The organism is Burkholderia sp. WP9, assembly GCF_900104795.1.
In the GTDB taxonomy this organism is placed as follows: Bacteria; Pseudomonadota; Gammaproteobacteria; order Burkholderiales; family Burkholderiaceae; genus Paraburkholderia.
This window is the reverse complement of record NZ_FNTG01000002.1, coordinates 588,632-601,296: the sequence shown is the minus strand read 5'-3', so window position 1 is coordinate 601,296 and position 12,665 is coordinate 588,632. Positions and strand designations below refer to the sequence as shown.

Sequence of the window (12,665 nt, the reverse complement as noted above, 5' to 3'; positions counted from 1 at the left end):
GGTGTCGGGTTATTTCTTCGAAGCGACGAGGTGAAATTTAATGACGACTTCGTCGGCGACCACGGAGGTGTCTTTCCATTCGCCGGTGCCGACATCGAATTGCGAGCGCTTGATCGGCAACGCGCCGTCGAAGGTTTGCGTGGCGCCCTGGCTTGCAATGGTGACGGGCACCACCACGGTTTGCGACTTGCCCTTGATGGTGAGCTTGCCGGTGATCTTGTACTGATTGCCGCCCGCCGGCGCGATCGCGCTGGAGACGAAGGTCGCGGCCGGGTAGGCGGCGCTGTCGAACCATTCCTTGCCTTGGGCCTGCTTGTTGTAGTCGTCGGCGCCGAGGTCGTAGCTGCCCGTGTCGATCGAGACATTGGCGCTGCCGGCGGTCGGTTTGGCCGGATCGAAAGTCAGTTGCGCCGAGAACTTCCTGAACTTGCCGTCGACGGGCACGTTCATCTGCTTCGTGGTGGCAATGACGGTGCTCTTGCTCGTGTCGACATCGGCGTGCGCGAAGCTCGCGCCGAACAGCGAGATGGCCGTTATGCCGGCGAGCGTGACACGGTGAGCGGAGAGATAAAAGTTTGATTTCATAGTGGTACGCATCCTATCGAACCCGCGTGCGTTGATTGCGCACCGCTGGGAATTAGATTGCCAACAAACCGTTGCCAATGACCTGCGGTCCGTCTGATATGAGTTGCCTGCCGGTCAGTTACTTGAGGAACGGAACCATCCGCGCGAGCAATCCATCGCGGTCGAGGAACTGATGCTTGAGCGCCGCCGCCACATGCATTGCAACGAGGGCGAGCAACGTGTAGTTGAGCAGCACGTGGACGGTGCGCAGGCTCGCCTTGAGCGCCTGATCCGGGCCGATCAAGGTGGGCAGCGGCACGATGCCCAGATACACCACCTGAATGCCGGCAGCGGAGCTATAGAAGTAGCCGGACAGCGGAATGGCCAGCATCAACACGTACAGCACGGCGTGCACGAGATGCGCGGCGGCCTTCTGCCAGGCGGGCGTGGCGCTGTCGAGCGCCGGCGCGCGGTGGGTGGCGCGCCACAGCACGCGGGCCACGGCGAGCACGAACACGGTCACGCCGATCCACTTGTGCCAGGAGAAATATTTGAGCTTGGTGGGCGTGAAGCCGGGGATATCGGTCATGATCCAGCCGATATAGAAGCCGCAGATCATCAACGCCGCGATCAGCCAGTGCAAGGCAATGGCGGCGCCGTGGTAGCGGTCTGGTTGGGCAGGGCTGGATTTCATTGTGTCGCGCTCGTGGGGCGTCGGCGATAACCGACGAATGCAGATAAATGCAGATGAAGTGCGGATGGTAGGGATGCCAATGAAAACTGAATAGGCATGCAGAAGAGAACACATTGTTGTAACCGTGACGCTAATGTCGCCGGAATGACGCGCGGCGGCGGCCTTAACGGGCCGCGCGACAGGGCGCTGTGGTAATTTGCCGGCTGAACCGCGAGGAGAGTTGAGGCCAATGAACAGAATCGATAACAACGCTGTCGCGCTCGGCGCGGATTTTCTGCGGCACGACACGGCGGCTGCCGCAGCCGGGGTGGAAGGCTACCTGGAGCACGACGCGGCGGTCTACCGCACGTTGCTCGAATCGACCAGGGCGATTCCCTGGAAGATCGATTGGGCGACCATGGAGTTCGCCTATATCGGCCCGCAGATCGAAGCCCTGCTCGGCTGGGCGCCCGCTAGCTGGAAAACCGTGCAGGACTGGGCGGCGCGCATGCATCCGGACGACCGCGACAAGGTGGTCGAATTCTGCGTGGCGCAATCGAAGGCCGGCACCGATCACGAAGCCGACTATCGCGCATTGACGAGTCGGGGCGAATACGTGTGGCTGCGCGACGTGGTGCACGTGGTGCGCGACGCGCAGGGCGAGGTGGAATCGCTGGTCGGCTTCATGTTCGATATCAGCGAGCGCAAGAAGACCGAGGAGAAACTGGCCGCGCTGCAACGCGAACTCGAGGCGCTGTCGTTCAGGGACGGCCTGACGGGCGTCGGCAATCGGCGCGCGTTCGACGCCAACCTGCAACGGGAATGGAGCGCGGCCTTGCGCCATGCGGCGCCGCTCTCGTTGGTCATGGTCGATATCGACTTCTTCAAGTCCTACAACGATTACTACGGGCACGTGCAGGGCGACGAGTGCCTGAGGCGGCTGGCCGGCGTGCTGAGCGGCGCGGTGCGGCCGGGTGACTTCGTCGGCCGCTTCGGCGGGGAAGAGTTCGTGCTGATCCTGCCCAACACCGGCGCCGAGGCCGCGCGCCAGGTGGCCGAGCGTTGCCGCGAGCGGATTTCCGCCGAGCAGATCGCGCATGAGCGCTCGCCGTTCCGGCAGACGGTGACGGCCAGCTTCGGCGTCGGCACGACGATTCCGGCAGAGGCGGGCGACCCGGTGGCCTTCGTCAACCTGGTGGATACGCAGTTGTACAGCGCGAAGGACAACGGGCGCGACTGCATCGCCGCGGTGAGCCGGGTGGGATGAAGCGCGGCCAACGGCTTCGCCGCAGGCGCGCAACTTGCTAAAGTGAGCGCCTGCGGCCGCCGGCTCATGGTGCGGCTGCGAAGCGAGGGCGAAATCCCGTGCTCGCACTTATCAAGAATCCAGGGCTTACGTTGTGAATTCCATTTTTCTGTCTTGGGGCATCGCCGCGGTCGCCACGGCGGGTGTCATCACCCGGCCGTTCAAATGGCCGGAGGCTGTCTGGGCCGTGGCCGGCGCGTTGCTGCTGGTGTCGCTCGGGCTATTGCCCGTGCATCTGGCGATCGAGGCGATCGGCAAGGGCACCGACGTCTATCTCTTCCTTTTCGGCATGATGCTGCTGTCGGAAGTGGGCCGCCGTGAAGGGTTGTTCGACTGGGTGGCCGTGCTCGCGGTCAATCACGCCCAAGGCTCGCCGCGCAGGCTTTTCCTGCTCGTCTATCTGGTCGGCGTGGTGATCACCGCTTTTCTATCGAACGACGCCACCGCCGTCGTCCTCACCCCGGCCGTGTTCGCCGCCGCCAAAAAAGCGAAGACGGATCCGTTGCCGCTGCTGTTCGTCTGCGCGTTCATTGCCAATGCGGCGAGCTTCGTGCTGCCGATCTCGAATCCGGCCAACATCGTGCTGTACGGCAATCACACGCCGGCGCTCGGCGCCTGGCTGCTGCGCTTCACGCTGCCCTCGCTCCTGTCGATCATCGCGACCTACGCGATGCTGCGCTGGACCCAGCGTGAGGCGCTCGCCGGCACCTGCGAGGCCAATCTCGAACCGCTCGAACTGTCGTCGAGCGGGCGCGTGGCGCTGGCGGGCATCGCGGTGACGGCTGCCGTGCTGCTGACGGTCTCGGCATTCGATGTCGCGCTCGGCTTGCCCACCGCGATACTCGGCGCGCTGACCGCGTTGATCGTGCTGATCCAGGAGCGCAAATCGCCGCTGCCGATGATCCGCGAGATCTCGTGGAGCGTGCTGCCGCTCGTCGCCGCACTGTTCGTGCTCGTCGAGATGCTCGATCACACCGGCGTCATTACGGCGCTCGCCCAACTGGCGCAGCGCGCCGCGCAACACGACGAACTGGCCGCGGCGGGCTGGGCCGGCAGCATCATCGCGATCGGCAGCAATCTGATGAACAACCTGCCGGCCGGGTTGATCGCCAGTTCGACCGTGATGCAGGCCCACAGCCCGGAGCGCGTGATCGACGCGCTGCTGATCGGCGTGGATTTGGGGCCGAACCTGTCCATCACCGGTTCACTGGCAACGATCCTCTGGCTCAGCGCGATCCGCCGCGAGGGCGAAGACGTGAGCTTCATGAAATTTCTGAAGGTAGGGGCGCTGGTGATGCTGCCGGCGCTCGTGCTGGCTCTCGGCGCGCGAATACTGACCGGTTGAAGACGCGTGCGCGAGATCTGAATGCGGCGCCGCTGGTTCGAGGGCGCGGCGTCACGACCGGGTGCCGGTGCGATGTAGCGGAGGTTTGGCGCGCAAAACTTCCTCCGCTTCTTCTAGCAGGCGCAGCATTTCCACGAGGCGCGCGACGCGTTCTCGTTGTGACGGCATTAAACATGGCTTCACCAAACCATGCAGGCGCTGCTGCCAATAGGACAGCGGAATGTGGTCGTTGGTGGAGATGACCACGAATACGCGTTCGAGGTGGGCGATTTCCCTGTCGATTTCCAGATGGTTCATCTGATGTTTTCCCCCAAGGGTTACCTGGTGGCGCCGGTTCGGGTCTGTCCGAGCCGGTTTCATGCATGCGCTCGCGAATGCGATAGTTGGACAGATATGTCCAACGAATGGACATGGCTCGCATGATGAATAACGTCCAGCAAGGCCCATTCCGCATTCGTCGGAATGAAATCGCACGCGCTTCTCTCTTTCGTTTGTCTCCTTCAGTAACCGGTGTGCCGACCGCTTTATTCCCGGCGACTCCAAATTCCTCACAACAACGGGAATTCACCAGGCTTTCCTCGCGACGGCATGTCCTATGCTGCTTTCACAGCCGTTTCGGGGTCATCAACCCGGCATCAATCCCGTGAATACATGCACGTCCGGCGCCCATGGCGCAGTGTCTTCATCATCGGCTGCGGGTGGGTGAAACGCGTGACATAAGTCGACATGATTGTGGCGTTGCCTTCCGGCGGCGCTTCCTCAAGAATTCGGTCTGTCATCGAAACGGATCGCGGCAAAAGGCAGGCGACGGCCGGTGGCTCAAACGAAGGAGTCAGTCATGAAAAAGTTGATCGCTATCGTGTTGCTGTGCAGCGCATCCACCGTCACGTTCGCCCAGACCGCCGCGCCTCAAGCCGGCAATCCGCAGCGCATGGAGCGCATGGTGCAGCAGTTGCAAACGCGCTTTGCGAATGCCAATACCACGCACGACGGCAAGCTCACCAAAGATCAGGCCGCCTCCGGCATGCCGATGCTGGCGAAGCACTTTGATGAAATCGATACGCAGAAGGCGGGCTACATCACCCTGCCGCAGATCGAGGCATTCATGCAGGAACGCGGGGCAGCGCACTGAGCCGCGAAGCGATGGGCGGGACCGTAGAGTCGCGGCGCGCGGCGCGGCGCTCACCGGACACGCAAGCATCGGCCCGTCATACTCCGATCGTGCCTGATGCCCGACCAACCGCCAGCTGAACCAAGGAGCTTTCGCATGGATCGCCCCGCGAAAATCATCGTGCTCGACGACGAAGTCGAATTGCGCAACATGCTGCAGCGTTTCCTGCGCGGCCACGGCTTCGACGTGAGAGTCGCCGAAGACGGCAAGCGTCTCGACCGCTATCTGGAGCGCGAACCGTTCGATCTGCTGGTGCTCGATCTGATGATCGGCGAAGAGGACGGCCTCGCCATCTGCGCCCGCCTGCGCGAGCAGGGCCAAACCTTGCCGATCCTGATGCTGACCGCGAAGGGCGACCCGCTCGACCGGGTGCTCGGCCTCGAAACCGGCGCCGACGACTATCTCGCCAAACCGTTCCTGCCGCGTGAACTGGTAGCGCGCATCAATGCGCTGCTGCGTCGCCAGAAGATCGCATCGGGCGAGGTCACCGTGACCTCGCAAAGCGTGCGCTTCGGCGATTTCTCTCTCGATGTCGCCAAGCAGCAACTGTCGCGCGCGGGCGAGTTGCTGGACATTCATTCGGCGCAGATGTTGTTGCTGGTCGCGCTCGCCTCGTCGCCGAACCGGCCGGTGAGCCGCGACAATCTGCTGGCGCGCGCGCGGGGCCGCGACCACGATGCGCTCGATCGCAGCATCGACGTGCAGGTGCTGCGGCTCCGGCAGATCGTGGAGGCCGATCCGTCCAAGCCGCGCTTCATCAAGACCGTGTGGGGCGTGGGTTACATGCTGGCAGCGGACGTCGACTCATGACGCGCTCGCTGCTGCAAAGAGCGCTGCCCAGAACGCTGCTGGCGCGCAATATCGCGCTGCTGATCGCGCTCGTGATGTTGAGCCAGGTGTGCGCGCTCGGCGTGCTGCTGCACTACGTGCAGCGGCCTCGCGTCGAGCGCGCCGCGGCTGTGTTCGCCACGTATGTGACCACGCTCGACAATCTGCTCGCGGCAACGCCACCCAAGGCGCGCGTCGAATTGACGGCGCGCCTCGACGCTCGCGCGCAATTGCCGGCCGAAGCCTTTGAGACGCCGCCGCGGAATTGGATGCGCGCCTATCGCATCTATCAGCGCGACCTGTTTCTCGATAGCTTGCGCGCGCACTTGCCCGCCGATATGCCGGCGCGCTGGCAGTCCGTGGGTGGCCAGCGCCTGTGGATCCGGATGCACGGCCCGGCCGATGCGCCACAGGCGCCGTACTGGATCGCGCTGCCGGTTCCCGAGGACGCGCAGGGTAATGGACTCGACGCCGCCATCCTGCTGTCGCTCGGCCTGGGCGCGCTGGCCGCGTTGACCGGTTACGTGATCCAGCGCCACCTGAACCGGCCGCTCCAGGAGTTGACGCGTGCGGCGCGCCGCGTGAGCGCCGGTGAAATGCCCGCGCCGCTGCCGACCGACGGCCCCACCGAAATCGCCGCCGTGAGCGGCGCCTTCAATCAGATGACGCAAGCGTTGCAGCAAGCCGAGGCGACGCGCGCGCTGATGCTGGCCGGCATCTCGCACGACATCCGCACGCCGCTCACCAAGCTGCGACTTTCAATGGCCATGGCGATGCCCGACGGCAGCGACAGCAGCTTCGCGGTCGCCGCCGAATCCTATCTGGATCAGATCGAAACGATCCTGCAGCAGTTCATGGATTACGCGGGCAGCGGCGAGCGCGAGCAGCCGGAGCCGGGTGATCTGAATGCATTGATCGAACGGCTCGCGGGCGATTTCGCGGGGCTCGGGCACGAGTTCGATCTCTCTCTCGCGAATCTGCCGCCTGTGCCTTATCGTCCGATCAGCATGATGCGGCTTTTGATGAACCTGATGCAGAACGCGATCGTCTACGCCGGAACCGGACTCGCGGTACGAAGCTGGGCGACGCGCGAGGCGGTGTATGTGGCGGTCGGCGATCGTGGCAAGGGCCTTTCAGCGACCGAGCTGGAGCAGCTCAAGGCGCCGTTCCAGCGCGGCCGCAATGCGCGTTCGCATAGCGGCGGTACGGGATTGGGGCTGGCGATCGTCGAGCGGATTGCGCGGCTGCATGGCGGCAATCTGCAGTTTCATGCGCGCGAGGGTGGCGGGCTGGAGGTGTGGGTCGTGTTGCCTTTCAGTGGCTCGCCACGCTAGCGATCGCGACTTCCCGCGTACGGTTCGGGCCATGCCATCTTCCGCGCGCCTGGCCGTCACCTGGCTTACACGTCGCGGGTCCGGCGAGCGGTCGCCTTGCTGCCGGGCGTCCTTTCTTCATTTTCTGTCAAGCCACGCATCGAGCCCGACCCGGAACGCCACGCCCGCGATAACCGGCACCGTCAGCATGAGGATGATGCCGAAGTTCGGAATCTCGTCGCCGTATGTGATCGGACCATAGAGCACGACGGTCGCCACGATCGCGAAGACCGCGACGCCGACGGCCACCATCAGAAGATTGCGCGCCGCAATGGGCATGGTTCGGCGCCTGGCTTGGCCCGGCGTGGCGCTGTCAGCGGGGACTTTGTCGTGTTGGGCGGGCATGATGGATCTCGTGACGATAGGAAAAGCAGCGCGGGGAGCATTGGTGAACCGGACTCCGCAAAAGAAGCGCGATGGGCATCATACCAGGGTGTGTGCGTGGCGCGCATTTCATGCCGCGCCAACCACCCACTCCAAGGCCCCGATCGCCAGTACGAGCGCGGCGATTGCGCTGAACCGGCAGTCCCGTTGATGCAGGAACACGCTCAACATCAATATAAGCTGCATTTCCCGCAGCAGGCTAAAAAGCGCGATGCCACGCAAACCTTACGATGTCACGGCCGAAGGAATCTGCTCGGCGGCCGGAACGGCCAGCCGGAAAACGGCCCTGCGGACCACGCAGATCACAACAGCGCCGGCGACCAGTCCTGACAGAACGTCGGCCAGGTAGTGGCCGCCCTGCGTGAGCGTCGAGATGATCATTAAGGCGTTCAGCGCAATCGCCATGGGAAAGACATACCGAACGTGACGCAATGCATACGCGTAGCAGAGCGCCAGAATCGTATGCAGCGACGGGAAGGAAACCAGTCCCTGCGCTAATGACAGATTCAGTTCTCGCGTGTGGCCGCTTCTGAAAACGGCAAAGTCCGACACGGTCGAGGCCGTATTGGGATCGTGAATGCCGAAATGCACGAAGGCGCTTTCAGCCGGAAAGGGCAGAGCGATCAATATCACCAGCGTAGCCGACACCATGAACTGCACGACGAACTCTGCATAGTCCTGCGTGTTGCGGGTCACCGCGAGAATGGCCGGAATGACGAGGAGCTGACAGGCGCCGGACTTATAGGCGCAGGCAAGCGCCGTGTGCAGCCACGGGTGCGCCTGAACCCATCGATAGAGATCGGGCCAGTGGAATCCGAGCGCGGCGTCGGCGGCAATGAATGCATGGGTCGCGAGCGGGAAATTCGTCGTCACGCACAGATACTGGAATACGACGCCGACCTTGCTGAACGTGGCCATAACGGTGATCCACAAGAACGCGTCGAGCACGTTCCGATAAAACATCGATCTGTCGACGTTTTTGAAAGGCACGCGCGAAACGATCCACAGCACTGCGTCAATCACAACGAGGCCGCAAGTCAGCGCGATGGTCAGCGCGACGCCGCTGCGCTCGAGCCGAAAGCCGATACGGGCCGCCCATATGCAGTCGATCAGCAACATCAGGAAAGTGAACTGCCAGGCCGCCCCGTAAAGCGCGCGCATTTGTTTTGGCATAGGTCTCTCGGATTTTTTTTTGCATTATGCCTGCGATATTAATTCAAAGATGCACGGTGCTCAGCCGCAAAATCCGAGGCGGGAGTGAAATCAGATTATCAAAGCGGACTTACCGCATTCCATATCGATTACGCATCATTTCCCAGAATGTTCATCAAGGTGCGCGCATTGCGCTGCCCCTGGTCTTCAAAGCAGTTATTAAAAATGACATGCGTGCGACCCGCCCGCCTCGCGATCGCGCGGATCGGCGCGGCCAGTTCAGTCAATTCCGCTTCGTCATAGTCGTAATCGAAGCGCTCCGCGGCGCTCGCCGCGCCCGTCGCGCTCCATGTCTGCGTGTTGCGCCCATGCAGGCGCACCATCGCGAGCGCGGGTTGGGTCACCTCCCACAGCGTATGCACGCGGTTGGTCACGTCCGGCGGCGCGTCCACGATCACATGCACGATGCCGCGCTCGCGCAGGAATTCGAGCGACCCCGCCGCATGCTGGTCGTCGAACCAGGACTGATTGCGGAATTCAGCCGCCATCACGTAGCCCGCCATGCGCGCCCGGCATTCCTCCACGAGTGCCAGGCCGTCCGGCGCGCGCGTGATCCACGGCGCGAACTGGAACAGCACGGCGCCGAGGCGCCCGGTGAGGCGCAGCGGTTCTAGCGCTTCCTGATAGCGCCGCCACAGTTCATCGCGGATGTCGGCCGGCATGTCGCGGTAATAGACGTTTTTCTTGCGCGGGCCGGTGATGCCGGCCGGCAGCGCCATCGCAATGTCTTTCGGCAGCGCGTCGGGCGAGGTCTGATGGCCGGTGAAAAGACGAAACGCCTTGAAGTTGAAGGTGAAGCCCTCGGGCGTGCGTTCGGACCACAACTGCGCATTGCTTGCCGAAGGCATTGCGTAATAAGCCGAGTCGACTTCGACCAGCGGAAACTGTGACGCATAAAACCGCAGTCGTGCTTCAGCGCTGTTGCTGCCGCGCGGATAAAAACGCTTGCAAGCAATCAGCGTCTTGTCGGTCCAGCCTGCGGTGCCGCATCGAATATCCATCGGCGAACTCGTGTCAAAGGGCGTCGTGTGGGCGGGCTAGGAGGCCGCTTCGGTGTGGTCGATCCATTCCGCGAGTTCGCGCCGCAACTCGGCGATGTCGAGCGGCTTGCCGAGCAGGCGCGCGCCGGGAATGGCGTCGCCGATCTGCGCGCTCTTGCCGTAGCCCGACACCAGCAGCACGCGAATCTCCGGCTGCTGGCACAGCACGGCGCGCGCGAGGCAGTCGCCGGACATGCCGGGCAGCGTCAGGTCCGTGAAGAGGATGTCGAAGCGTTGCGCGAGCACGAGCGGCAGTGCTTCTTCCGCGCTTTCGACTGCGGTGCAAGCGAAGCCGAGGACGCTCAGCAGATCGCTGAAGGCTGCGCGCGAATCCGCGTCGTCTTCGACTAGCAGCACGCGAGCCGGGCTGCCGGAAGGCCGTGCCGAAGTATCGGGCTCGGGATGCCCGCTTTGCTGGCCGAGGTCCGCGGGAGGGTCGTAGACGGCGGGCGGCACGCAAGCGGCGATCTGTCCAGCGGGCAGGAAAACCGGTGTGGCGCCGGGCACGGACCCACTCCGCGCCACGGCCTGACCGGCGCGCAGTACGCTGCGCAACATGCGGGCGAGATCGTCGCGCCGGTACGGTTTCGAGAGCAGCGTAATGCCGGCGTCGAGTTTGCCGTGATGGACGATTTCGTCGCGCGTATAGCCGGAGGTGAAGAGTGTCGGCACGGCGGGCGAGCGCGCTGCGGCACGCCGCGCCAATTCCACGCTCTTCACCTTGCCCGGCATCACCACGTCGGTGAACAGCAGATCGATCGGCACGTCGCTGTCGATGAACTCGAGCGCCGCGTCGCCGCTCGACGCGGTCAGCACTTTGTAGCCGAGTTGCGCGAGCATCTCGACGGCGGTGAGCCGCACGTCGGCATCGTCTTCCACGACCAGAATCGTTTCGCCGCCGCCGCTCGGCGCAGCGGTATCGTCGACGGTTTCCGCGGTTTCCGGCTCGCAGCAGCGCGGAAAAAACAGCGAGACGGTGGTGCCGCGTCCCACCTCGCTCTCGATCACGGTGTGACCGCCGCTTTGTCTGACGAAGCCGAACACCATGCTCAGGCCGAGACCGGTGCCGTGGCCGTCGGGCTTGGTCGTGAAGAACGGTTCGAACACGCGTTGCAAGATCTCGGGCGGCATGCCGCCGCCGGTATCCGCGACGGAGAACACCACGTATTCACCCGGCGACAGCTCCGGCTTATCCTGGCAAAACGCGGCGTCCAGCACGCGGTTGGCGGCGCGCACGGTGAGCGTGCCGTCTGCCTGCATCGCGTCGCGCGCGTTGATCGCCAGATTGAGCAGCGCGTTTTCCAGTTGATTGCGGTCGGCCTGCACGTGCCACAGATCCTCGCTCAGGACCGTGTCCACCTTGACGGTTTCGCCGAGCGCGCGATGCAGCATCTCGGTCATGCCGTTCAAGAGGCGGCGCGGGTTCAGCACCGTGGGCGAGAGCGGCTGGCGCCGTGCGAACGCCAACAGATGCGCGGCCAGCTTCGCCCCGCGTTTGACAGCGTCGGTCGCGGCGGACAGGCGGCGCAGCGTGGCCGGATTGCCGCCGGCGTCGGCGGCGAGCATTTGCAGGTTGCCGTTAATGACCTGCAGCACGTTGTTGAAGTCGTGCGCGACGCCGCCCGTGAGGCTGCCGATCGCTTCCATTTTCTGCGCCTGGCGCAGTTGTTCCTCGGCCAGCGCGCGCGCCGCGACCGCGTCGGTGACGCGCTGTTCGAGCGTTTCGGTCAATTGACGCAGCGACTGTTCGGCGATCTTGCGCTCGTGAATGTCGATCAGCACGCCGGGAAAGCGGGTCGGCTCGCCATGCTCGTCGAATTCGCAGCGGCCGTTCGCCTGCACCCACAGATAGTCACCATCGGGGCGGCGGATTCGGTACTCGGCGCGAAACGGCGCGCCGGTGCGCATGGCCTCGACGGTCATCTGATCGTTGAGCGGCTGATCGTCCGGATGAAGCATCTGCGTGGCCGCATGACGATCGATGCCTTTCGCGGCTTCTTCGCGCGGAAACGAAAAGGTGCGCGCGAAACGTTCGTCGCCGCTGACCTTTCCCGTGCGCACGTCCAGTACCCATGTGCCGAGCACCGCGCCGGTGTTGAGGGCGAGTTGTAGCCGCTCGTTGGTTTCGTGCAGTTCGGTTTCGGCGCGTTGCCGCCAGCGTTCGGTAAGCACACGCGTGGTGGTTTCGACGACCATTGCCAGCACGCCGGCCGGCGCACCGCTGTCGCCGGCGACCGGGCTGTAGTAGAGATCCATCCACACGTCTTCGGGCCGGCCGTCGCGCAGCAGCACCAGTTCCTTGTCGCGATACGACAGCGTGCCGCCCGCGAGACAGGTGTGCATGACGTGGCGGTTGAAGTCGGCGACTTCAGGCCAGCCGATTTCGACAGGGCTGCCGAGCAGATAGGGATGCCGTCCGCCCGCGAAGACCGCGTAGGCGTCGTTGTAGATCATGTAGCCGGGCTTGTCCCACAGCAGCACGAGCGGCACGGGGGAGGCAAGCACCAGCTGGACCGTGGCGGTCAGGCTGCGCGGCCAGTCTTCAATTGCGCCGATGCCGGTGGCGGCCCAGTCGAAGGCGCTGATGCGCTGCGCCATCTCCCCGCTCCAGCCTGGGCAGCCATGGTCTTGTGCCGGAAATGGCATGCTGCGCTCTCCAAAGGTCACGTCGATCAATGTGTTCCCACTCTGCCGGCGCGTGTGACGCGCTTCTATGCCTGGCAGCAGGCGGGATGAACCTTTGCCGTCCCCATCTGCCGGCAGGATAGC

Annotated in this window: 12 protein-coding genes; 5 read left to right on the top strand and 7 right to left on the bottom strand. The window is 63.9% G+C overall.

Annotation, left to right across the window (positions count from 1 at the left end; genetic code table 11):
- Window positions 1–9: 9 nt before the first annotated feature.
- The gene (locus BLW71_RS23975) at window positions 10–585 is read right to left on the bottom strand and encodes a YceI family protein (protein WP_091802508.1); all 576 of its coding nucleotides are present in this window, start codon (window positions 583–585) and stop codon (window positions 10–12) included.
- Window positions 586–703: 118 nt separating this feature from the next.
- Window positions 704–1,258, bottom strand: a complete 555-nt coding sequence (locus BLW71_RS23970; protein ID WP_091802505.1) for a cytochrome b — start codon at window positions 1,256–1,258, stop codon at window positions 704–706.
- 229 nt (window positions 1,259–1,487) lie between these two features.
- On the opposite strand from BLW71_RS23970, the gene BLW71_RS23965 reads away from it, so the two are divergent.
- Together BLW71_RS23965 and BLW71_RS23960 are read left to right on the top strand one after the other, a co-directional pair.
- A complete protein-coding gene (locus tag BLW71_RS23965; protein ID WP_091802502.1) occupies window positions 1,488–2,504 on the top strand; it encodes a GGDEF domain-containing protein in 1,017 nt (338 codons plus the stop codon).
- Between the two features lie 133 nt (window positions 2,505–2,637).
- A complete protein-coding gene (locus BLW71_RS23960; protein WP_091802499.1) occupies window positions 2,638–3,888 on the top strand; it encodes an arsenic transporter in 1,251 nt (416 codons plus the stop codon).
- A 51-nt stretch (window positions 3,889–3,939) separates the two neighbouring features.
- Here the strand turns inward: BLW71_RS23960 and BLW71_RS23955 are convergent, their stop codons facing one another.
- Window positions 3,940–4,185 (bottom strand): hypothetical protein, encoded by a 246-nt coding sequence (locus tag BLW71_RS23955; RefSeq protein WP_091802496.1) that lies wholly within the window; start codon window positions 4,183–4,185, stop codon window positions 3,940–3,942.
- A 541-nt stretch (window positions 4,186–4,726) separates the two neighbouring features.
- Here BLW71_RS23955 and BLW71_RS23950 point away from each other — a divergent pair.
- From BLW71_RS23950 to BLW71_RS23940, 3 genes are all read left to right on the top strand, one after another.
- Window positions 4,727–5,020 carry an EF-hand domain-containing protein gene (locus BLW71_RS23950; protein WP_091802493.1) on the top strand — a complete coding sequence of 98 codons (294 nt, stop codon included), beginning with the start codon at window positions 4,727–4,729 and terminating at the stop codon, window positions 5,018–5,020.
- Between the two features lie 135 nt (window positions 5,021–5,155).
- On the top strand, window positions 5,156–5,869 hold the full coding sequence (locus tag BLW71_RS23945; protein WP_091802491.1) for a response regulator: 714 nt from the start codon (window positions 5,156–5,158) through the stop codon (window positions 5,867–5,869).
- Window positions 5,866–7,221, top strand: coding sequence for an ATP-binding protein (locus BLW71_RS23940; RefSeq protein WP_091802488.1), 1,356 nt, complete (start codon window positions 5,866–5,868; stop codon window positions 7,219–7,221). The genes BLW71_RS23945 and BLW71_RS23940 overlap by 4 nt, the downstream gene beginning before the upstream one ends.
- Window positions 7,222–7,338: 117 nt before the next feature.
- Here the strand turns inward: BLW71_RS23940 and BLW71_RS23935 are convergent, their stop codons facing one another.
- From BLW71_RS23935 to BLW71_RS23920, 4 genes are all read right to left on the bottom strand, one after another.
- Window positions 7,339–7,605: a hypothetical protein gene (locus BLW71_RS23935; protein ID WP_091802485.1), complete on the bottom strand. Its 267-nt coding sequence runs from the start codon at window positions 7,603–7,605 to the stop codon at window positions 7,339–7,341.
- 264 nt (window positions 7,606–7,869) lie between these two features.
- A complete protein-coding gene (locus tag BLW71_RS23930; protein ID WP_091802482.1) occupies window positions 7,870–8,817 on the bottom strand; it encodes a phosphatase PAP2 family protein in 948 nt (315 codons plus the stop codon).
- A 128-nt stretch (window positions 8,818–8,945) separates the two neighbouring features.
- Window positions 8,946–9,857, bottom strand: coding sequence for a DUF72 domain-containing protein (locus BLW71_RS23925; RefSeq protein ID WP_091802479.1), 912 nt, complete (start codon window positions 9,855–9,857; stop codon window positions 8,946–8,948).
- Between the two features lie 36 nt (window positions 9,858–9,893).
- Window positions 9,894–12,542, bottom strand: coding sequence for a response regulator (locus BLW71_RS23920; RefSeq protein ID WP_091802476.1), 2,649 nt, complete (start codon window positions 12,540–12,542; stop codon window positions 9,894–9,896).
- Between the last annotated feature and the right edge of the window lie 123 nt (window positions 12,543–12,665).

Bases quoted from the DNA above. Each gene is read 5' to 3' on its own strand.
- BLW71_RS23940 (WP_091802488.1), top strand. From the start codon at position 5,866: ATGACGCGCTCGCTGCTGCAAAGAGCGCTGCCCAGAACGCTGCTGGCG.
- BLW71_RS23965 (WP_091802502.1), top strand. From the start codon at position 1,488: ATGAACAGAATCGATAACAACGCTGTCGCGCTCGGCGCGGATTTTCTG.
- BLW71_RS23925 (WP_091802479.1), bottom strand. From the start codon at position 9,857: ATGGATATTCGATGCGGCACCGCAGGCTGGACCGACAAGACGCTGATT.
- BLW71_RS23970 (WP_091802505.1), bottom strand. From the start codon at position 1,258: ATGAAATCCAGCCCTGCCCAACCAGACCGCTACCACGGCGCCGCCATT.
- BLW71_RS23975 (WP_091802508.1), bottom strand. From the start codon at position 585: ATGAAATCAAACTTTTATCTCTCCGCTCACCGTGTCACGCTCGCCGGC.
- BLW71_RS23930 (WP_091802482.1), bottom strand. From the start codon at position 8,817: ATGCCAAAACAAATGCGCGCGCTTTACGGGGCGGCCTGGCAGTTCACT.
- BLW71_RS23945 (WP_091802491.1), top strand. From the start codon at position 5,156: ATGGATCGCCCCGCGAAAATCATCGTGCTCGACGACGAAGTCGAATTG.
- BLW71_RS23955 (WP_091802496.1), bottom strand. From the start codon at position 4,185: ATGAACCATCTGGAAATCGACAGGGAAATCGCCCACCTCGAACGCGTA.
- BLW71_RS23950 (WP_091802493.1), top strand. From the start codon at position 4,727: ATGAAAAAGTTGATCGCTATCGTGTTGCTGTGCAGCGCATCCACCGTC.
- BLW71_RS23935 (WP_091802485.1), bottom strand. From the start codon at position 7,605: ATGCCCGCCCAACACGACAAAGTCCCCGCTGACAGCGCCACGCCGGGC.
- BLW71_RS23920 (WP_091802476.1), bottom strand. From the start codon at position 12,542: ATGCCATTTCCGGCACAAGACCATGGCTGCCCAGGCTGGAGCGGGGAG.